General features: G+C 39.5%; 16 protein-coding genes. 8 read left to right on the forward strand and 8 right to left on the reverse strand.

The annotated features are described in order from the left end of the window. Positions 1–5 precede the first annotated feature (5 nt). Complete coding sequence (locus MED121_RS02285; protein WP_009831975.1) at positions 6–875, forward strand: transporter associated domain-containing protein; 870 nt, start codon at positions 6–8, stop codon at positions 873–875. A gap of 75 nt (positions 876–950) precedes the next feature. Continuing rightward, entirely contained in the window at positions 951–2501 is a 1551-nt protein-coding gene (gene lnt, locus MED121_RS02290) for an apolipoprotein N-acyltransferase (RefSeq protein ID WP_009831976.1), read from the forward strand. Between the two features lie 45 nt (positions 2502–2546). Here the strand turns inward: lnt and MED121_RS02295 are convergent, their stop codons facing one another. Beyond that, positions 2547–4094: a BCCT family transporter gene (locus MED121_RS02295; RefSeq protein WP_009831977.1), complete on the reverse strand. Its 1548-nt coding sequence runs from the start codon at positions 4092–4094 to the stop codon at positions 2547–2549. Between the two features lie 337 nt (positions 4095–4431). Next, the gene (locus MED121_RS02300) at positions 4432–4872 is read right to left on the reverse strand and encodes a leucyl-tRNA synthetase (RefSeq protein ID WP_009831978.1); all 441 of its coding nucleotides are present in this window, start codon (positions 4870–4872) and stop codon (positions 4432–4434) included. A gap of 136 nt (positions 4873–5008) precedes the next feature. On the opposite strand from MED121_RS02300, the gene leuS reads away from it, so the two are divergent. The 3 genes from leuS (at position 5009) to holA (ending at position 9132) form a co-directional block, all read left to right on the forward strand. Next, a complete protein-coding gene (leuS, locus tag MED121_RS02305; protein WP_009831979.1) occupies positions 5009–7465 on the forward strand; it encodes a leucine--tRNA ligase in 2457 nt (818 codons plus the stop codon). 61 nt (positions 7466–7526) lie between these two features. Next, a complete protein-coding gene (gene lptE / locus MED121_RS02310; RefSeq protein WP_009831980.1) occupies positions 7527–8063 on the forward strand; it encodes an LPS assembly lipoprotein LptE in 537 nt (178 codons plus the stop codon). 31 nt (positions 8064–8094) lie between these two features. Next, entirely contained in the window at positions 8095–9132 is a 1038-nt protein-coding gene (gene holA / locus MED121_RS02315; RefSeq protein WP_009831981.1) for a DNA polymerase III subunit delta, read from the forward strand. Between the two features lie 41 nt (positions 9133–9173). Here the strand turns inward: holA and yegD are convergent, their stop codons facing one another. From yegD to MED121_RS02340, 5 genes are all read right to left on the reverse strand, one after another. Beyond that, a complete protein-coding gene (gene yegD / locus MED121_RS02320; RefSeq protein ID WP_009831982.1) occupies positions 9174–10553 on the reverse strand; it encodes a molecular chaperone in 1380 nt (459 codons plus the stop codon). A 545-nt stretch (positions 10554–11098) separates the two neighbouring features. Next, positions 11099–11581 carry a GreA/GreB family elongation factor gene (locus tag MED121_RS02325; RefSeq protein WP_009831983.1) on the reverse strand — a complete coding sequence of 161 codons (483 nt, stop codon included), beginning with the start codon at positions 11579–11581 and terminating at the stop codon, positions 11099–11101. 149 nt (positions 11582–11730) lie between these two features. Then, positions 11731–13248 (reverse strand): SpoVR family protein, encoded by a 1518-nt coding sequence (locus MED121_RS02330; protein ID WP_009831984.1) that lies wholly within the window; start codon positions 13246–13248, stop codon positions 11731–11733. Beyond that, a complete protein-coding gene (locus MED121_RS02335; protein WP_009831985.1) occupies positions 13229–14521 on the reverse strand; it encodes a YeaH/YhbH family protein in 1293 nt (430 codons plus the stop codon). The genes MED121_RS02330 and MED121_RS02335 overlap by 20 nt, the downstream gene beginning before the upstream one ends. A 105-nt stretch (positions 14522–14626) precedes the next feature. After that, entirely contained in the window at positions 14627–16549 is a 1923-nt protein-coding gene (locus MED121_RS02340; RefSeq protein WP_009831986.1) for a PrkA family serine protein kinase, read from the reverse strand. Positions 16550–16713: 164 nt separating this feature from the next. Between MED121_RS02340 and MED121_RS02345 the strand changes: the two genes are divergently transcribed. The 3 genes from MED121_RS02345 (at position 16714) to MED121_RS02355 (ending at position 21056) form a co-directional block, all read left to right on the forward strand. Beyond that, positions 16714–17319 (forward strand): flavin reductase family protein, encoded by a 606-nt coding sequence (locus tag MED121_RS02345; protein WP_009831987.1) that lies wholly within the window; start codon positions 16714–16716, stop codon positions 17317–17319. A 26-nt stretch (positions 17320–17345) separates the two neighbouring features. Next, complete coding sequence (locus MED121_RS02350; protein WP_009831988.1) at positions 17346–19970, forward strand: cyclic nucleotide-binding domain-containing protein; 2625 nt, start codon at positions 17346–17348, stop codon at positions 19968–19970. 153 nt (positions 19971–20123) lie between these two features. Then, on the forward strand, positions 20124–21056 hold the full coding sequence (locus MED121_RS02355) for an exopolyphosphatase (RefSeq protein ID WP_009831989.1): 933 nt from the start codon (positions 20124–20126) through the stop codon (positions 21054–21056). 90 nt (positions 21057–21146) lie between these two features. Here the strand turns inward: MED121_RS02355 and MED121_RS02360 are convergent, their stop codons facing one another. After that, positions 21147–21560 carry a response regulator gene (locus tag MED121_RS02360; RefSeq protein ID WP_009831990.1) on the reverse strand — a complete coding sequence of 138 codons (414 nt, stop codon included), beginning with the start codon at positions 21558–21560 and terminating at the stop codon, positions 21147–21149. Positions 21561–21569: the final 9 nt, after the last annotated feature.

A 21569-nucleotide genomic window follows, 5' to 3' on the forward strand; every position in this document is an offset into this window, starting at 1 on the left:
CTACTATGAGCGAAGACCGATCGAGTCCCTCAAACGATCAGCAACCAAAATCTTGGTTTGAGCGCCTAAGTCAGGCTTTTAATGACGAACCTAAGAGTAGAAAAGATATTATCAATCTACTTGAAGCATCAGTTCAATCTGAAGTCATTGATAAGGACGCGTTTACAATTATTGAAGGCGCACTTGAAGTATCCGAAGTGCAAGTTCGGGATATCATGATTCCGCCATCTCAAATGGTGGTAGTAAAATCAGATGATGATCCAAAAACCACCTTAAGAAAAATCATTGATTCCTCTCACTCTCGCTTTCCTGTAGTAGGCGAAGACTCAGATGAAATACTTGGGGTGCTTCTCGCTAAAGACCTACTTCCTCTTCTTTTTAATGAAGGTGAAATCACAAACGATGATTTTCTAGAAAGACTCAGAGAAGCAAACTTCATCCCAGAAAGTAAACGCCTAAACGTTTTACTCAATGAGTTTCGTACTAAGCGTTACCATATGGCCATCGTGCTTGATGAATATGGCAGTGTCTCTGGGCTGGTCACCATTGAAGATGTGTTAGAACAAATCGTTGGTGAGATTGAAGACGAGACAGATAAGCTTGAAAACGAAGATGTGCAAAAACTAGAGTTACCAGGCACCTATCATGTACCAGCTTTATATGCCGTTGAAGACTTTAACCAATACTTTAAAACACAGTTTAGCGAAGAAGAATTCGATACAATCGGTGGCATCATAGTACAACAGTTTGGTCATGTGCCAAGCCGAGGTGAAGAAATCGCAATTGATGATATTCAATTCACCGTCGTCAAATCCGATGGTCGTCGTGTAAAAACACTCCAAGTCAGACTGCCTGAAGCAGAAGACTTCGCTTAAACGATTACCAAACATGGACGTTCAAACCTTATCCACCAAAACCGCTTCTTAGCCTTAAACAGGTATACAAAGTTTATGCACCTTGTTACTGAAAAGTATGGCGGCAAGATACGATATCTTGTCGCAACTCTGGCAGGCATGTGCGGTGTACTTGCTTTTGCCCCTTATAATATTTGGCCAGCCTACGCCGTTACTCTGATTTCAGGCTTGTTATTATTTAGTCGTGCAAAAAACCATAAAACGGCAATAAAGACAGGTTTCTTTTTGGGGCTAGGCTTTTTTGGGGCAGGAATTTCTTGGATCTATGTCAGTATCGCTACTTACGGCCAAATCGGATTTTTTCTCTCACTCTTAATTACTCTCACATTTGTTTGCCTTTTAGCCAGCTTCTATGGGCTCGCTTTTAGTTTAACTTGGCAACTTAAGTCATATCTTAAACACTGGCCTATTACACTCCTTTTCAGCGTATCCCTTTTATTCTGTGAGTATCTAAGAAGTACACTCTTTACTGGCTTTCCCTGGTTGCTACCAGGTTACAGCTTACATAATACTTGGGCTTTTGAACTTTCTTCTTACGGTGGAATTTGGTTACTAAGTGCTATCGCGATTATGAGTTATACCGTCATCGCTAGCCTTTTTATTGAAGGTATTCGTAAACAGTCCTTTATTCTAGTTATGCTTGTCGTTTTTTGGGGAACAGGCTCATATCTGACCCATTTTCCGATCAAATTTACGCAAGAAATGGCCAGTCTAAAAACGACTCTCATACAAGGTAATATTAAACAAGATGAGAAATGGTTACCTGAAAATGCGGGCCCTACTCTTAATTATTATCAATCAACCAGTTTAGCGCATCTTGATAGTGATCTGATCATCTGGCCAGAAACGGCAATTACCTATCTACATCATCAAGTAAAGCCTTATTTAGCTGAGTTTGATTCAATCCTGAAACAAAGTAACACCAGCCTCATTACCGGCGTGCCCGTACTCACCCAAGTTCCAGGCAAACCAATAGAGCAAGGTAACTTTTACAATGGTTTATGGACGCTTGGTGACGGTTTTGGCCTTTACCTAAAACAGAAGCTTGTTCCTTTTGGCGAGTACATTCCATTTCAAGAATGGATGGGGCCTATTTTTGATATTTTCGGCCAACCTATGACATCTTTTAAAAAAGGTGAAGCAAACCAACCAAGTATGCAAATTGGCGAATGGGCAATCTCTAGCTTTATTTGTTATGAAATTGTCTATCCTGAACTCGTCAGAAATATGGTAAGAGACAGTGATTTGCTCCTGACAGTCAGTAACGACGGTTGGTTTGGTGAATCAATTGGCCCATTACAACACCTACAAATTGCGCAATTTAGAGCGAAGGAAGCGGGACGCTACTTAATTAGAGCAACCAATACAGGGGTAACAGCCGTGATGGATGAGAAGGGTAGGATTATCGATCAGCTCCCTCAGTTCACACAAACAAGCCTAACGACCCAAGTAAAACTACTTAAAGGGATCACCCCGTACGTGCACTATGGCAACTTACTTTTCTTTAGTCTTTTAATAAGCCTGATACTTGGTTATTTAGCCTATTACACTTTTGTTGGGAAAATAAAAACCACGGCTAAACACTAATTTAGCTAATGACAACCACAGGCCTAGACCTGTGGTTGTCGCATATTATTTTCGCTTCAAATTATAGATAAAAATCACACTTGCCACTAAAAGCAGCACACACATAATCACACCAATCATTAAAGAGGCGGATTGAACCGACTCCAAGGCTTTTTTACCACCAAACGCTAACAAACTTAAAGCAACGACACCTTGGACTAGCACCCAGAATTGCGTGACTAGTTTATTCGTTGAATCAGGGTTATCACTGGTCAACTTATTAATCACATAGAGCGAGGTATCTGAGGTTGAAACAAAGCAAAATAAAACCAGCAAAATACCCAATAAAGATAACCACTGTGACAGTGGTAAAATCGCTAACATTTGAAATAGAGCCGTTGAAGGAGATAAGCGAGGCGTTAAAATACTTCCCACATTATTTAATAACTGATCTAAGCCCACTCCCCCCAAGATACTAAACCAGATAAAGGTAAAGATTGTAGGTACAACCACGACGGCAAAAACACACTCACGAATACTTCTACCTTGCGAAATTTTTGCGATGAAAATACCGATAAAAGGAGCCCATGAAAACCACCAGACCCAATAAAAAACAGTCCAGCCATGGAAGAATTTTGTATCTGAGCGATCATCCCAAAGACTCATAGCAACAAAATTTTCAGCATAAACTTGAGGCGTTGAAAGCATTAGAGACAGCGCACCTGACATATCCGCTACCAAAAATAAGATAAAAGCGAACACGAGTAGTAACACCAAGTTAATTAAGCTAAAGCGCTTGATGCCTTTATTTATGCCTTTTTGCAAAATGATAACAAGCAGAATACTTGCCAAAATAATCACCGCACTTTGGCTCAATAATGTGTTGGGAATATCATACAAATGAGATAAAGCATTACTCGCCTGCCTTGCTCCTAAGCCCATTGTCGTTGCGACACCACACAAAGTAGCAATAACTGCGAGTGAATCGATAATCGACCCAATCGGCTTGGCAAATCTGCCTGCTAATAATGGTTGGAACGCAGAACTTAATTTAAGTGGTAACCCTAAATTATATGTAGCGTAGGCCACAGCTAAAGCCATCATGGCATACATTGCCCAAGGATGAAGCCCCCAATGATAAAGGCTAGCAGCCAATGCCAAGGGAGCCGCTTCTGGCGTCTTAGGTGTTTGTCCTAAAGGCGCTCCCCACCAATCAGAGTAGAAGGCGGCTGGCTCTGCCACCCCCCAAAACACTAATGTCAGCCCAAACCCAGTCGTGATAATCATAGAAAACCAAGCTAGGTTAGAATATTCCTTTGCTTGATTGCCTAGACGCTTTTTACCTAAAGGTGAAAGCGCTAATACAATGGTCACCAACAAGAATAGGTTAGCTAAGCTCACAAAAAGCCAATCTAGATTAATAACAGACCAACGGCGGCTGTTTTCAAAAACATGCTTAGCCATTTCAGGTAAAAATATACTTAAAAGACAAATAATGCATAAACCGACAATAGATAGAATAAAAGTGGGAGAAAAAAAGCCTTTCTCCTTTAGGTTAGAGCTAATGGCTCGCTTGGAGACAATATCTATATCCTTAGGGTTACCTGTTTTCATATTTTATATCCTTATTAACAGGGATCTTGTAAGACGTGAAATCACCTAATCAAATTAGGTGCACAGAGTTAATTCAAATAGGCACATAAAGTTTCAAGCGAGTTGAACTGAAATGAGCTAAAGCGGAAATAGACTAAATTCAAGGATATTGAATAGCAGGAAATGCGGATTTTTTAGCAAGAAAGTTTCTATCCTTGAAACTTATTTCGCGGCAAGAATAATATAGGGGAGTAGAAAAGTGCAAACCAGATAGCTGATTTGTTGAGATTGTTCTTAATTTTGTCAAAGCGAGCTCATAATCTGAACTCATGTAACTCATTACTATAAGTTTTAGCGATCAATTTTTATCATCAATGTCTACTTTCTTATGATTAGAAAAAACACCATAGCCACAATTGGAACAAACTTCTAACTCTTGCTCTACATCCAAACGTTGAACTTGACTACATGACATACATAAATATTCATCAGGTAAGCATGGACTTCCTGCCGTATGACAATGAGCTAAAGGCACCGGATTCTGATTGACATGGTCGACTAGCCATAACAAACCTAAATCCTCTATTTCCTCAAGGTCTTCTAATGCGTCATGACCTTTTTCAAGCACTAGATGCCAATGGGCAGATACCCAAGCTTCCATGTATCCCATTTTATGATGCCAATAGGCTGACGCAAAATGCACATCTTCAATGACCCAAGATTTTGCGGCTTCGATGGTTTTTTTTGTCTCTTCGACTAATCCGCTGTCTGTTTTGCTCTCTTTTTTATCTGATTTCATAACTAGACCCTCTTGTGCCTTCTATTTACTGCCTCATCTATATAAAATAGCTCACAATTTACAACTCTATTGATAATTAACATTAGGCTGATAACAAAAGCGTTATATCAAGCCAAACTGGGACACGTTTACCGTCATGCAAGAACAATATAATCCGCAAAACATTGAAACTTCCGCTCAGTCATTCTGGGATAAAAACAAGGTCTTTAAAGCTGTTGCTGATAGCAGTAAAGAGAAGTTTTATTGCCTTTCCATGTTCCCTTACCCAAGTGGGCGACTTCACATGGGTCATGTACGTAACTATACCATTGGCGATGTTATTTCTCGCTATCAGCGCATGCAAGGTAAAAACGTCCTTCAACCTATGGGTTGGGATGCTTTTGGCCTACCGGCTGAGAATGCTGCCATTAAGCACAAAACAGCGCCAGCTAAGTGGACTAAAGAAAATATAGCCTATATGAAGGATCAGTTGAAGCAACTGGGTTTTGGCTATGATTGGGACAGAGAGATTGCAACCTGTACACCAGAGTATTATCGCTGGGAGCAATGGTTCTTTACTCAACTAGTTGAAAAAGGCATGGCCTACAAAAAAACGTCTGCCGTTAACTGGTGTCCGAACGATAAGACGGTACTAGCCAATGAGCAAGTTGAAGATGGTGGTTGCTGGCGTTGTGGCACAACTGTCGAAAGAAAAGAGATTCCACAGTGGTTTATTCGTATCACGGATTACGCTCAAGAATTATTAGACGACCTAGACCAATTAGATGAATGGCCTGAAAAAGTTAAAGCCATGCAACGTAACTGGATTGGTCGTTCTGAAGGGTTAGAGTTCAGCTTTGCTATTAAAGGCAAAGGTGACAAGCTCGAAGATAGAATCAGTGTTTACACAACACGCCCTGACACCATTATGGGCGTGACTTACATGGCAGTAGCAACAGAGCACCCTCTTACCTTAGAAGCAGCTCAAACAAATCCAGAGCTTGCGAACTTTATTGCTGACTGTAAGAAGACTTCCACAACTGAAGCCGACATGGCAACAATGGAGAAAAAAGGTATGGATACTGGCTTTAAAGCCATTCATCCTATTACCGGTGAAGAAATTGCTGTTTACGCCGCTAACTTTGTCTTGATGGATTACGGCTCAGGCGCAGTCATGTCTGTCCCTGCACACGATCAAAGAGATTTTGAATTCGCTAATGCCTACGGCCTGCCAATCAAACAAGTAATCATAGCCGCTGACGAAGAGTTTGATTTAACAAAAGCCGCTTACACTGAAAAAGGTGTGTTATGTAATTCTGGTGAATTTGATGGTTTAGATTTCAGCGCAGCATTTAAAGCGGTCAGTGAATGGATGAAGACCCAAGGGATAGGTGACATTAAAGTTAACTTCCGCCTACGTGATTGGGGTGTTAGCCGTCAGCGTTATTGGGGAACACCAATCCCTACGATCAACATGCCAAATGGCGAAGTTAAAACCGTTCCTGCAGATCAACTTCCTGTTGAACTTCCAACAGATGTTGTGATGGATGGCGTTAATTCACCGATCAAAAACAACCCTGAGTTCTCTGCCATTGAATTTGATGGCATGCAAGCAGAACGTGAAACAGATACCTTTGATACCTTTATGGAATCCTCTTGGTATTATGCTCGTTATTGCAGCCCTGAAAGTGATGAGATGATGCTAACAGAAGAAGCAAACTACTGGCTTCCTGTTGACCAATACATTGGGGGCGTTGAGCATGCTATCTTGCACTTACTCTATGCTCGTTTTTTCCACAAACTACTTCGTGATGCGGGTCTAGTAACATCTAACGAACCATTTAAACGCCTTCTTACTCAAGGTATGGTGAATAAAGATGGTACTAAGATGTCTAAATCTAAAGGCAACACAGTGGATCCTCAAGAAATGATTGAGAAGTACGGCGCTGATACAGTACGTCTATTTATCATGTTCACTGCACCGCCGGAGCAATCACTTGAGTGGAACGATGCGGGTGTTGACGGATCATCGCGTTTCCTACGCCGATTATGGGCCTTGGCTTATCGTCATAATAATGCAGGTACAGTGGGTAAGCTTGATACCAGCAAACTAACCTCAGATCAAAAAGCATTACGCCGTAAGACACACGAAACCATTGCTAAAGTAACGGATGATATTGAACGTCGTCAGACTTTCAACACGGCTATTGCTGCGCTTATGGAACTGTGTAATGAAATCAGTAAATACGAAGACAAATCAGAGCTTGGATTAGCGGTAGAACAAGAAGCCTTAGAAGCTGCGACCTTATGTCTTTCTCCGATCGTGCCACATATCTCACACGAGTTATGGGGAGCACTGGGCCATGACACTAACGTCGTTGATGCGCCTTGGCCAACCGTTGATGAAAGCGCATTGATTAAAGATGAGCTAACGATCGTTGTTCAAGTATTAGGTAAGAAGCGTGCTGAGATGTCTGTTTCTGCCAATGCAACCAATGATGAAATTGAAGCACTTGCGCTTGCCAATGAAAACGTTATCAAATTCATTGAAGGTAAAACCGTTCGTAAAGTCATCGTCGTACCTGGTCGACTTGTTAATATCGTCGCAAATTAATGCGACAAAGAGAGTAAGGGCAAACCTCTTACTCTCTTTCATTCTTTGCTTGGACAATTAAATGGTATTTTCTCAACTTCTCACGCAATTTTTTTCAAACTGGTCTAAAACCTTAGTGGTTAGTTTATTAGCACTTTTTATTAGCGCTTGTGGCTTTCACCTAAAAGGTCAACTTCCTATTCCACAAGTACTCATGACCCTTAAGTTGGCGTCTGAAAGTGGGATGCCAAATTTTGATCAATCTTTAGAAAAACAATTAAAACTTGCCAAAGTCTCTTTGTTAGATGAAAACTCAACCACTGATAATGATGTACTTGAGTTAAAAGTCCTGAAAATAACCTATACAGATAGAGTACTTTCAACCGCCAGCAATAATGATGTCACAGAAAAAGAACGACGCTTAAAAGCCAGCTATTTTATTCGTAACAAAACAGGCAAATCTTTATACGGCCCTCGTTCAGTCACTGTTACCAGGACCTTATCAAATCAAGATGCGAGTGACGATACTGTACTTGCTTATAATAATGAGCAAATGCTTGATATGACTGATGATTTAGCAAAACAACTAGTAAGTGATCTTGCCTATGCCCCCTTATAATCAACCTACTCACTTACGCATCTGTTAGCCTATGAAAATTAAAGCAGAGCAACTTGAGCAGACCATTAATAAAGAACTTCATCCTATTTATATTATTTCAGGCGATGAACCTTTATTAATACAAGAAGCAAGTGATTCTATTCGTAAGCTATTACCCAGTAAGGGGATAGATGAGAGGCTTAGATTTGTTGCCGACGCCCAGTTCGACTGGCAAGAGGTACTGCAAGAAAACCAAGCATTGTCCTTATTTTCCTCTCAGCGTTTGTTTGATATTCAGATAGATAAAATGTCTGAAAAGCACACCAAAGCACTCACTCAATTGGGCAATGAGTTAACGAGTGACAATATTATCTTACTGACATTACCTAAATTAGATAGCCGTACACAAAAGACTAAGTGGTTCACGAAACTAGAATCTCAAGGTGTATTTGTACAAATATGGCCAGTTGAAGCGAACCGACTCGGACAATGGCTACAAAAAAGAGCCAGTGCCATTGACCTAAGTTTAACGCGAGATGCTGCTGCTCTTATTTGTGAACGCAACGAAGGCAACCTGCTTGCGCTATCTCAAGAACTTGAAAAACTGGTTTTAATACAAGGACCTGGCAGTCGAATTGATGAGCAAACCATTGCCGACTCAGTTTCAGATAGTAGTCGTTATTCTATTTATGATTTAAGTGATCGAATACTCATGGGCAAGGTGAAAGAATCACTTCATTGCTTACAGCAACTTGGTGCAGAAGGTGTGGATCACAACATCATGCTCTGGCTTCTAAATCGTGAAATTCAAACATTAGATAAGCTAGTACAGGCAAGTGCAAGTATGTCTATCAGACAGGCATGCCAGAAACAAAGGATTTGGGATAAACGTATCCCGTTTTATGAAAGCGCCTTAAGTCGACATAACATCAATACATTAAACTATATGCAAAGGTATATGGCATTAGTTGATCAAACAATTAAGGGGTTACATGCCCTTGATATTGAAACAGGTCTAAGAAATTTAGTGATGATGTTTTGTGGCGTCAAGGCAGTAAAAACAGAATTAGATATTGACCCATTAAGTTAGCTAAGTTGACGCTAACTTAATGGGTCGATTCTCATCATTGATTAACGATAGATATTATTTGCCCACACTCCTAAGCCCGCTGCAACACTACCGAAATGATCCCCATCCAAGATTTCAATATTGCCTAGACGCTGAGCAATTGCTTCTCTAATAACGGGAGATTGAGCTGAGCCACCGGTGACAAATACAAGATCAGGTTGGGAGCCCGCTTGCTTAACCACGTCTTCCATCAGATTCAGCATTTTTGTTAAAGGTGGTTGAATACGATCCGCATAACTGTCACGAGAAACATCACAGGTTAAGCCGGACTCAATATAGCCAAGATCTAGGGTATGAGTCAGCTTATCAGACAAAGCAATCTTGCATTGCTCTGCATCCCTAACAAGATGAAAATTTTGTTTTTCGTCACGTAAGTTTATAAAACGCTCTAGCAAATTTGGCTCTTTAGCATCTCGATACATTTGTTCGAGGTGCACCTGTGTCTGCAAACTATTAAAGCTTGCTTGAGCGCTAACATCGTTGGTTGTTACCGCATCCCAAAACACCTGGGTAGGCATAGGCAAACCATTTTTTAAACTGGACTCCATACCAAAAAGAGGCATGAGATTTTTACCCGCTAGTTGAATATCTAGATCATTACCGCCAACACGTTCACCAGTATGACCAAGGAAGTCAGCAGACCTATCTAAGTTCGAGCGGTAACTTGGCCCCATTCTCACCATGGCGCAATCGCTAGTACCGCCACCAATATCAACTACTAAAACCGTTTTATCTTGTTCTAATCGACTCTCAAAGGCTAAACCTGCAGCAATTGGCTCATACAAAAACTCAACCGATTTAAAGCCAGCACGTTTAGCAGCAATTGATAATATATCTAGCGCTTGACGGTTCGCATTATCTGCGTTTATTCCCTGAAAGTTTACAGGGCGGCCAATTACCGTATGCAAAAGTTCCTGCCCTAACGTATGCTCAGCTTGCTGCTTAATGTTTTGCATCATGGCGGTTACAACATCTTCAAAGAAGTGAATAAATTCTGCTCTAAAGCCACTTCCCCCTAAGAAAGATTTAGGCGATTTTACAAAATAGCCCTCATCAGGTTGTGCCAAGTATTGAGCAAAAGCCTCGCGGCCAAAGAATAAACTTTGCTCATCTTGCTGGATATCCGCTTCACGCCTTACTCTTTGCGCCATAGCGAGCTGATTCTTTCGGCTTTGAAGAAACTCAGACTTATGTGTATCGTTTTGGATATTTAATGCAACTGACTCAACAATAAGTTCACGCTCTAACGCATATAAAGTTGAGGGTACAAAAGGCTTACCTTGCTCTAATTCAACTAATGACACTTGCGGGTGTGCAACTGTGTTATCTGTTATGGCTGATATTGCGCAATTGGAGGTACCGTAATCAAAGCCTGCTATCATTTTGTATCAGCCTATTCTCTCAATTAAAAAAGGGCGGGCAAAATAACACAGCTAAAAAAAGGATTCGAGTCTTTATCCATGTGAAAGCAAAATATTCAAATTATCTGATAAAAAATGAGCTGTAGATGCTAGTAAAAACCTGCAACTTGCTTATCTCTCTCAACCCTCCCCCTAGATCAAACTTCCCCTAAACAAGCTTCCCCCTAAACAAGCTTCCCCCTAAACAAGCTTCCCCCTAAACAAGCTTGATTAGGGCACCACCTTATAATGCTGCATGCAAAAAAATACTAAGGTTCTATAGATCAGATTTGATAGATCAGATTTGAAAGAACAGATTCCATAAGACAAAACCTCGAAGCCTTATCTATAAATTTTGAACCTGATCTATCAATAATAAATGACTGAGTGATGCCAATTACCTTAAGTCTCAGGCAGCCTATTCACACTAAGAAACCTGTGATTAAGTTACCTCTTCTCAGTCTACTCATTAAAGGTATATGGGGAAAAAGTGTCAAACAAGGCGTCACTTTACACTTGCAATACCCTTAGCTTAAATGGGTAATTTCATAGAATTTAGTATCAGCGCCTATCGTAACTTTCACCTCATCCTCTAAATTAGCACCTAAAAGTGCCCGACCTAAAGGAGAACTTGGCGTAATGAGAAGACAGTTCTTGCCTTCAAAATCAAAGGCCTGCCCACCAGCACAAGGAGAAATAAAACACGTAATCTGCTTACCTGCACTTTCTTCAAGCTCAACTAAGGCTCCCATTGCGATAGCATCATCTTCATTAAAATCTTTAAATGTCATCGATAAAAAATGTTTTAAATCATTTTCACATTCAATCACACGCTGGGATTGTCCATGCGCTAAATAAGAAGCTTCTAATCCAAATGTATCGTATTTATTTTCTGCAACACTCTCTTTATCCGTAGCCGCTTCATAGGCTTGGTGAGCCGCTGTTGCTGCAGTTTCAAAGCGTTTCTCTAACATTTTTTTAATGGTGTGAATTAAATGTGATTTGTTCATGAAGAAGTGACTCAGGATATCAAAATATAAATGAAATCATACTCTTAAGCATAAGAGCAAGAGGCATACGCTAAGCTAGGTTTAAATACAAGAAAAGCCTTGATTAGTATTAAGCTAATCAAGGCTTAGTAGAGAAGTTAAATTAAGGTTTATTCAGATTCTTCGGTACAGGTATAGCTTTTAACCAATCCGTCTTTTCCCCAAGATTCTAATCTGACATCAAAACCCCATAGTCGTCTAAAGTGTTTAAGCACTTCAACGGTATCTTCGTTTAAAGGACGGTCACCATTCATTGTGTGCTTTAATACCAGGCTCCTATCTCCCAGAATATTGACTTTTTGCACCTGTATATTTGGCTCTCGATAACTCAGATTATATTGCTGAGCAAGCCTATCCCTAAGCAAACGATAACCTTCATCATTATGAATTTCTTTTACTTCAACAAAAGGATCTAACACATCATTTTCAAGGCCGAAGAAACGGAAGTCTCGCATTAACTTTGGCGATAGAAACTGCAAAATAAAACTCTCATCTTTGAAGTTACGCATAGCAAAGTCCAGCACTTCAAGCCAAGGTTTATCAACATAATCCGGGAACCAATCTCTGTCTTCTTGGGTTGGGTTTTCACAAATACGTTTAATATCATTGTACATAGCAAACCCTAACGCATAAGGGTTAATGCCCGAGTAATATTGAGAATCAAACGCAGGCTGGTAAACCACATTCGTATGAGATTGAAGGAACTCAAGAATAAAACCGTCTTCAACTAAGCCTTTATCATAAAGGCTATTAACCAAGGTATAATGCCAAAATGAAGCCCAACCTTCGTTCATTACTTGGGTTTGTCTTTGCGGATAGAAGTATTGCGCCATTTTTCTCACTATTCTTACCAGCTCTCGCTGCCAAGGTTTTAATAATGGCGCATGTTTTTCGAGAAAATATAAGAGGTTTTCTTGCGGCTCACTTGGAAATGACTCCCTCATATCCTCATCCGCATCGGATTTATCTAATTTAGGAATGGTTCGCCAAAGATCATTTACCTGTTGCTGAAGTTGGTGCTCCCTTTCTGTCACCCTCGCTTTTTCTTCTTCGGCTGATAATGGCACGGGACGCTTGTACCTATCTACGCCAAAGTTCATCAAGGCATGACAAGAGTCTAATGTGAGCTCTACGTCTTCGATACCATATTTTTCCTCACACTCTTGAACGTATTTTTTAGCAAATACAAGATAATCTATGATGGCTGTTGCATCTGTCCAAGTTTTAAATAGGTAGTTACCTTTAAAGAAAGAATTGTGACCATAACAGGCATGGGCAATGACCAAGGCCTGCATCATCATATTATTTTCTTCCATTAAATATGCGATGCAAGGAGACGAATTAATCACTATCTCATAAGCGAGCCCCATACGCCCACGCTTATAATTCTGCTCTACGTCTAGAAACTGCTTACCATAGGACCAATGATGGTAACCCAAAGGCATACCAACAGACGCATAAGCATCCATCATTTGTTCAGAGCTGATGACCTCGATTTGATTAGGATAAGTATCCAACCCAAACTCAGCCGCTATTTTGCCAATTTCTTTGTCATAGGTTTCTATTAATTCAAATGTCCAATCAGATCCTGTTGACAAGAAATTTCGCTTAGTTTTTGCTTGATTCATGCAACCTCCTTTGGAACAAATCTCTAAATACGGGATAAATATCAGTTAAGTCAGTGATGTGTCTCATAGAGAAATAGCTTGGATGAATACTTTGAACTTGCTCATAGGCATACCATAAGCTTTGGTGGTTACGAGGTGTAATTTCTATATAAGTGAAATATTGAACCTGATCGATAATAGATTCTTCTATAATTTTACGGCATGTTTCTGAGTCATCATCCCAGTTATCACCATCTGATGCTTGTGCTGCATAAATGTTCCAAGCACTCGATGGGTATCTATCTTGAATTATTTTATCCATTAATTTAAGCGCGCTAGAAACTATGGTTCCCCCGGTTTCTCTTGAATAAAAGAACTCTTCTTCATTCACTTCCTTTGCACTGGTGTGATGACGTATAAACACCACTTCAATTTTTTCATAATTTCGACGCAAGAATAGATACAGCAAAATATAAAAGCGTTTAGCGATATTTTTCGTTTCTTGAGTCATGGACCCAGAGACATCCATAATACAGAACATAACCGCCTGACTACTTGGTTTTGGCTCTTTTACATGATGGTTATATCTAAGGTCATAGCTATCTAAAAAAGGGGTCTTCTCAATACGCTGACGCAATTGCTCAGCTTGTGCTAATAACTCTTGGAGCAGTTTTTCATCTTTTAAGGCCGTTTCAGCTTGTTCAATCTCTTCAATCTGCTCTTCTACTTCCTCAAGCATTCTTCTTGCCCCTTTGCTCATCACAATACGTCTTGCTTGTGCATTACGCATAGAACGAACAATATTGAGCTTAGAGGGTGTACCGTCAGATACAATACCCGCATGCTTTAATGAAAACTCCTTGATTTCTTTTAGCTCTTTTTGCAAGAGATTAGGCAACTCTAAGTCTTCAAACACATAGTCTAAAAATTCTTCTTGGGAAATTTGGAAAACAAAATCATCTTCCCCCTCCCCTTGATCACTCGCGTCTCCTGACCCACTCCCCTGTCCGCCACCACTTGGTGGTTTAGGTATGCGGTCCCCAGTATTGAACTCCTTGTTACCAGGATGAACAATTGAGCCAGTGCCTCCTTGTCCGTGTCCAAAAGAAGGCTCATGAATATCTTGTTGTGGGATGGTAATTTGCTCACCACGATTAAGGTCTTTAATGCTTCTTTCATTAACCGCTTCTTCAACCGCTTTTTTAATATGCTTTTGATAACGGCGTAAAAAACGTTGTCGATTAACACTACTTTTGTGCTTTCCATTCAGGCGGCGGTCAATTATATAAGACATGGGCACACCTCCTATGCAGCTTAAAGAAGAGGTATTGATATCTAACCAATACCTTGAATAGGCTTACAACACCCACTTTAAAAAGAAGGTGCTGTAAGGTTTTCTTTACTGAGATTTACGCACTCTTAAATACCATTCTGACAATAGTCTTACCTGCTTCTCTGTATACCCTCGTTTAACCATACGTTTAACAAATTCGTTATGTTTGGTTTTATCTTCCGTTGATGATTTAGCGCTGAAAGAGATAACAGGTAATAAATCCTCAGTATTTGAGAACATTTTACGTTCAATCACTATCCTAAGTTTTTCATAACTTAACCAGGAAGGGTTTTTACCGTTGTAATTGGCTCTCGCTCTTAAAACAAAGTTAACCACCTCATTCCTAAAGTCCTTCGGATTACTAATACCGGCTGGTTTCTCAATTTTTTCCAGCTCATCATTGATCGAAGCTCTATCTAAAATGTCTCCTGTTTCAGGGTCTCTATATTCTTGGTCTTGAATCCAAAAATCAGCATAGGTTACATATCGATCAAATATATTTTGCCCATATTCTGAATAAGACTCTAAATATGCGGTTTGAATTTCTTTACCGATAAATTCGACATACCTAGGAGCTAAGTATTCTTTAAGGCCTCTTAGATATCTATCATGACGCTCTTGATCAAACTGTTCTTGATCGATTTGTTGCTCAAGGACATACATAAGATGCACAGGATTGGCTGCCACTTCGATCGGATCAAAGTTAAACACCTTAGATAAAATTTTGAAGGCAAAGCGAGTTGATAGCCCATCCATTCCTTCATCAACACCTGCAGCGTCTTTATATTCTTGAAGAGACTTAGCTTTAGGATCCACATCCTTTAATGACTCGCCATCATAAATTCGCATTTTTGAATAAACAGAAGAATTTTCAGGCTCTTTGACCCGTGATAGCACGGTAAATTGAGCAAGCATTTTTAAGGTATCAGGAGCACATGGTGCTGATTTTAGAGAGCTATGCTCAAGTAGTTTTTGATAGATACTCATCTCTTCTGAGACTCGAGTACAATAAGGTACTTTCACCGTATAAACCCGGTCGATAAAAGCTTCGTTAGTTTTATTGTTTTTAAAGGTTTGCCACTCAGATTCGTTAGAGTGAGCTAAGATGATGCCATCAAAGGGAATACCGCCTAGCCCTTCCGTACCATTGTAGTTACCTTCTTGGGTAGCAGTTAATAGAGGATGCAGCACTTTAATTGGTGCTTTAAACATCTCAACAAACTCCATGATACCTCTATTTCCTCGACATAAACCACCTGAAAAACTATAAGCATCCGCATCATTTTGCTCAAAGAACTCAAGCTTACGAATATCCACCTTACCCACTAACGCAGAAATATCTTGGTTATTCTCATCACCAGGTTCGGTTTTCGAGATCGCAACTTGCTGTAAAATGGAAGGGTAAACCTTAACAACTTTAAACTGACTAATATCACCATTAAACTCAGTCAAACGCTTTGTTGCCCAAGGAGACATAGAGCCTTTAAGGTATCGTTTTGGAATACCATATACTTCGCTTAATATATCGCCGTCTTCCCTGACATCAAATACTGATAAAGGCGATTCAAAAACAGGAGACCCTTTTATCGCGTAAAAAGGCACACTTTGCATAAGCTCTTTTAGTTTTTCAGCAAGAGAAGATTTACCACCGCCAACAGGCCCTAATAAATACAACACTTGTTTTGATTCTTCCAAGCCCTGTGATGCATGTGTTAAAAAAGCAACGATTCTCTCTATCGCTTCTTCCATGCCATAAAAAGATTCAAAGCTTGGATACTGTTTAATTAATTTATTGGAAAAAATACGGCTCAGCCTTGGTTCCTTAGACGTATCTATGATTTTAGGCTCGCCAATCGCTTTTAGCAGGCGCTCAGCAGGCGTTGCGTACGCACCAACATCCGTTTTACATAGGTTCAAGTATTCGTCTAATGACATCTCTTCGTCTTGCTGAGCATCATAACGAGATTGAACATGGTCAAATATACTCATGCTTTTGTCCCCTATAATCAAAATTAATCTTTACCCATTATTGGTAAAGTTTTTGTTGATTCCATAACTAAGGTTTAGCACAGTCCAAAACTTCGGCAAGTCTATTAACAAATTGATGCAAAAAGAATAATGTTAGATATCAGCATTCTATTGAGAAACTAAGTATGATTTTTGAGTTCGAAAAAATGTCGCCAAATCAGCGCTATCATTTAATCACCCAAACCGTATTACCAAGGCCTATCGCATGGATATTAACCGCTAATGAAAAAGACAGCTTTAACCTAGCGCCTTTTTCCTATTTTGCGGCACTCAGCTCTGAACCCACTTTAGTGGTGGTATCGATAGGAAACAAAGAAAAACACCTAGAAAAAGACACAAAAGCAAATTTATTGAGAGAAAAGGAATGCGTATTGCATATTCCAAGTTCAAGTAATGCTGAAGATGTTAATACAAGTGCAGCAACTCTTGAGTATGGTAAGTCAGAAGTAAGTGAACAAGGTTTAGCTCTCACACCTTTTAGTCAAAACTTACCTAGATTAACAGACACAAAAGTGGCCATGCATTGTCGTTTATATGATGTTCATCAATTAAGCGATGCACAAAGCGCCTGTTACCTTGAAGTCATCAGTGTTCATGTTGAAGACTCTCTAATCAATGAGTCTGAAGGTAGATATTACATTGATAGCTTAGGCTTATCGCCTTTAAGTCGTTTAGGTAGCGCTGACTATGGCATTTTAAATGAGAAGCTAACCCTAAAAAGACCCAGCTAAATCAAGTCATAAGAAGAGGAAGTCGTGTGAATTTAACCAGGCAAATAAAACAACTGCCCTTTATTGAAAAAGCAGCCCCTGAAGTCATTAGTAGCTTAATTCAGGTTGCAGATATTATTGAGTTAGAAAAAGATGACTATCTAGTAAAGCAGTTTGATATTGGAAAGCACCTTTATTTTCTACTTTCAGGAGAACTCGGTACCCTCATTCCCCTTAAAGAGAATAATGTCGAGCACAATATTGGCACAGTAAAGATCAAAAACACCCCTATTGGTTGGTCTGCTTTTCGGTCACCCGCACGTTACACCACGACTTATATCGCCCATAAAAAGACACAACTTCTAAGGTTACCTATTCAACCTTTGACGACATTAATTAATCAGAACCCAGAATTCGGTAATGATATCTTGTCTTTTATCTATACATCTTGCTTACCCGTTTTAGAAGAAGTGCAGAACCAGACCCGTCCCTTCTTTTCTAACGAAAGCTTAGCTTTCGATGAAACCCGCCCGTTAGAAGTCACCAGTTGTCGTAACTATTCAACACAAGAAGCATTTGAACTGATTAAATCAAGCGCATTCTTTGAAGGCTTTAACCAGCAGGAAAAGCGAATTTTCAGCAAATCAGTTAGCTATTTTCTGGTAAACCAGGGCGATATTATCAGCCAACAAGAAAAAGCATCCGATGGCTTATATTTGCTAATTCAAGGTAAGGTCATCGTGAGCTACCAGACGAATAAAGGCCGCACTCTAACCACACGAACTATTTCAAGAAAAGGGACCGTACTCAGCTGGACTGCACCAAATCAGAACATAAATAACAGAACATCGATTATTGCATCACGTGATAGCAGTATTTTATATATCTCTCAGGAAAAACTAGATAACTTATTAGCCTTATCGCCCAAAATTAAACATAAATTTTGGTATCGCTTAATCTGGTTAGTGGGAACCCATTTGCTCGCAGCTAGAATGAGGCTGTTATCACAAACACTGAACAACGAAGTCACTGCTGTAAGCAATGTCATTGCTCAAAATGCCGCTCTACTTTCTGTTAGTTCGCCCTTATATAAGATCAGTGAACTACTCAAAAGCCAAATCACAACCAATGAAGCCTTTGGTTTAATTTATAAGAGCCTTCACTTTGGTAATGCTTTAGAAAAAACCATTGCGGGCATGTGCCTTGATATATTAAAAGACGTACAAAGAGAAAATGGTTTCTACTTACAGTTACAAAAAGCCTATGACAGAGTGAATGGGTTAGATGTTGATACACCCAAAACAGATATACGCCGAGAAAATGCACAAAGATTCAAACAGGCCTTTGAGAAGGTACCCTATGTTATCAAAGGGTTAGAAAACTTGCCGAAAAAAGCAGGTAGCCTTTTTATTTATAACCATCTCGCGAATGCCGCAAGCACAACCTTGCCCAATGGTTTTAATTTCCCCTTAGATGCTCAATTTATTAGTGCCTTAATCATTGATAATCAATATGGTGTCACCGGCTTGAGGGTAGTCGGTCGAAGTAACAAAAATGAATACTGGCGAGATGATTACTATCAAAAATTTGGTCACATTTTTGTCGATAGCTGGGAGTCATTAGGACAAGACGAAGCTTCATATGAATCTTTCTTAAATGATGCAACGAGTGTTATTAATGATGATATTCCGTTATTGATATCACCAGAAGGGGCACGTTTTACTACAGAAGAATCGCCATCTATTTTTGGTGAATCCGCTTTTACTTTAACTCAATCGAGTAAATTAGATGAAGAGCCTTGGATAGTGCCTATTGCTGTTGCCAACTTTGATAAGCGAGTTGACCATACAATTTATTCGGTTGTCATTAAGCCCGCCTTTAAATTATCAGATAGGGTAAATCTCAAACGTAAAGACAGCCTAACCAAGTTTTTGAAAAAATATCAAAACGAATTCAAGGGCTATGTTAATGAGGCAAGACAACTGGCGAGAGATATTGCCATTACGCCGTCATTAAGTCACCAGCCGGGTTATCGCTCAAACATGTTGAAATTAAATCAGGTTGAAGCCGAATTTGAATCTGATGTTAGAGCATTAGAAAGCCAACTCGCTCAAATCACAAATAAGAATCAAGCAGCGGCATTTTATGGCTCCTCAACGTTCAAGTTGTGGGAGAATATGCAGCACGCTTTAGGCCATATAAATACCGTCAACCTAGGCTTTGGTGGCGCGACACTTGAGGCTTGCGTTTACTACTTTGAACGACTCGTGGTAGCACAACAGCCTAAATCGCTTGTGCTATATCTGGCTGATAATGATATTGGTAATAGGCAAAGTTATAACCAAATTGCTGAGCACTATATCCAACTTCTGGAAAAAATTGACCAACACTTTACTGACTTACCTGTCGCTATCGTTAGCGTTAAACCAAGTCCAGCAAGAATGCATCATCAACAAGAGATAATTAAGGTCAATAAACTATTAGAAAGACTCGCTTTTACCAGGCCAAATACCGCCTTTATTGATATTTACAGCGCTTTTTTTAATAAAGATAAAAAGTTAAAAACCACACTTTTTTGCGATGATGAATTACACTTAAATGAGAAGGGCTACGCACTCATTAGCCAATGCATTTTAGCATTTGAGAACTTTATTTTTCATAAAAAAACATGATTTACATTGATATTCTCGATATATAAATCAATGCGTTATGAAATTTATCAAAAATTGAATTTAACTATAATTGTATTGTTTGTATCTTCTACTCACTATATTCTTTGAAGAATATTGAAGTGGTAATTTATATACAACTATTTGGAAAACACCATGTCTGAAACAAAATTTCGCCTTGTTACCCGAAGTGACTTCGATGGTTTAGTTTGTGCCGTCTTGTTAAAAGATCTTGATATTATCGATGACATTTTATTCGTTCATCCTAAAGACATGCAGGACGGTAAAATAGACATTAGTGAGAATGACATCACGACTAACTTGCCTTATGTTGCAGGGTGTCACCTTGCTTTCGACCATCACTTAAGTGAAACCGTGAGGAATGATGCCGACATCAAAAATCACATTATTGACCCCGAAGCGCCCTCTGCAGCCAGAGTCGTTTATGACTATTATGGTGGCCTTGATAAGTTTCCAACTATTTCAGTTGATATGATGGAAGCCGTTGATAAAGGCGACTCAGCGCAATTCTCAGAAGAAGAAATTATCAACCCTAAAGATTGGGTATTATTAAATTTCATTATGGATGCACGTACTGGCCTTGGCCGTTTTCGTGACTTTCGTATCTCAAACTATCAGCTCATGATGACCTTAATCGATTATTGTAAAAACCATACTATCGAACAAATTCTAGAGCTAGAGGATGTTAAAGAAAGGGTGGAACTTTACCATCAGCATGATGAACAAGCTAAAGCGCAAATTCGCCGTTGTGCCACCAAACACGACAATTTAGTCGTTCTCGATCTACTTGATGAAGAGGTTATCTACGCCACAAACCGCTTTATCATTTATGCCCTATTCCCTAACTGTAATATCTCCATCCATAAAGTATGGGGGCTTAAAAAGCAGAATACCGTATTTGCTATAGGTAAATCGATTCTAGATAAAAGCGCTAAAACAAATGTCGGAGAACTTTGCTTATCTTACAATGGTGGCGGACATATGAATGCTGGCACCTGTCAGGTAGCCAACGAAGACGCCGATAATGCTCTAAAAGATATTATTAGCCGTATCAACCAAGACGGTTAAGTCATTCCTTATTGAATAGAAGGCCCTACTCAGAGAATAATAGCCTTCTATTCTTACTAAATATTTAACCTAACGTCTAAGGGTTGAGAACTATCTGGGGATTGGAAAATGAGCAACCTGAATATAAGCCTCTAAACAATCAACTATAGACTCATACCCCTTACCGGCTTCATTTTTGAGAAAATAGCCTGCCACATGTTTTTCAAAACTAAGAAGTACATCTTGTTCTGATTTTGAGGTAGTTAAAACAAACACGATACTGTGTTTGAACTTATCAAATTCTCTTAAGTAAGCTAGAAACTCTAAGCCATCCATTGATGGCATATTCAAATCTAATAAAATAATAAAAGGAAACGGGATTGCATTAGCTTTCATTAAAGCTAACGCTTCTTTTCCACTTTTTGCCCTTATTATTTCATTTTGCATATGGCGTTTCTTAAAACATCTTTGGATTCCGATGACATCTACATCATCATCTTCAATTAATAGGATACTAACATCCATTTTAGATTT

The sequence above is a fragment of the Marinomonas sp. MED121 genome (assembly GCF_000153025.1).
Classification (GTDB): domain Bacteria; phylum Pseudomonadota; class Gammaproteobacteria; order Pseudomonadales; family Marinomonadaceae; genus Marinomonas.

Bases quoted from the DNA above. Each gene is read 5' to 3' on its own strand.
- MED121_RS02285 (WP_009831975.1), top strand. From the start codon at position 6: ATGAGCGAAGACCGATCGAGTCCCTCAAACGATCAGCAACCAAAATCT.
- lnt (WP_009831976.1), top strand. From the start codon at position 951: ATGCACCTTGTTACTGAAAAGTATGGCGGCAAGATACGATATCTTGTC.
- MED121_RS02295 (WP_009831977.1), bottom strand. From the start codon at position 4,094: ATGAAAACAGGTAACCCTAAGGATATAGATATTGTCTCCAAGCGAGCC.
- MED121_RS02300 (WP_009831978.1), bottom strand. From the start codon at position 4,872: ATGAAATCAGATAAAAAAGAGAGCAAAACAGACAGCGGATTAGTCGAA.
- leuS (WP_009831979.1), top strand. From the start codon at position 5,009: ATGCAAGAACAATATAATCCGCAAAACATTGAAACTTCCGCTCAGTCA.
- lptE (WP_009831980.1), top strand. From the start codon at position 7,527: ATGGTATTTTCTCAACTTCTCACGCAATTTTTTTCAAACTGGTCTAAA.
- holA (WP_009831981.1), top strand. From the start codon at position 8,095: ATGAAAATTAAAGCAGAGCAACTTGAGCAGACCATTAATAAAGAACTT.
- yegD (WP_009831982.1), bottom strand. From the start codon at position 10,553: ATGATAGCAGGCTTTGATTACGGTACCTCCAATTGCGCAATATCAGCC.
- MED121_RS02325 (WP_009831983.1), bottom strand. From the start codon at position 11,581: ATGAACAAATCACATTTAATTCACACCATTAAAAAAATGTTAGAGAAA.
- MED121_RS02330 (WP_009831984.1), bottom strand. From the start codon at position 13,248: ATGAATCAAGCAAAAACTAAGCGAAATTTCTTGTCAACAGGATCTGAT.
- MED121_RS02335 (WP_009831985.1), bottom strand. From the start codon at position 14,521: ATGTCTTATATAATTGACCGCCGCCTGAATGGAAAGCACAAAAGTAGT.
- MED121_RS02340 (WP_009831986.1), bottom strand. From the start codon at position 16,549: ATGAGTATATTTGACCATGTTCAATCTCGTTATGATGCTCAGCAAGAC.
- MED121_RS02345 (WP_009831987.1), top strand. From the start codon at position 16,714: ATGATTTTTGAGTTCGAAAAAATGTCGCCAAATCAGCGCTATCATTTA.
- MED121_RS02355 (WP_009831989.1), top strand. From the start codon at position 20,124: ATGTCTGAAACAAAATTTCGCCTTGTTACCCGAAGTGACTTCGATGGT.
- MED121_RS02360 (WP_009831990.1), bottom strand. From the start codon at position 21,560: ATGGATGTTAGTATCCTATTAATTGAAGATGATGATGTAGATGTCATC.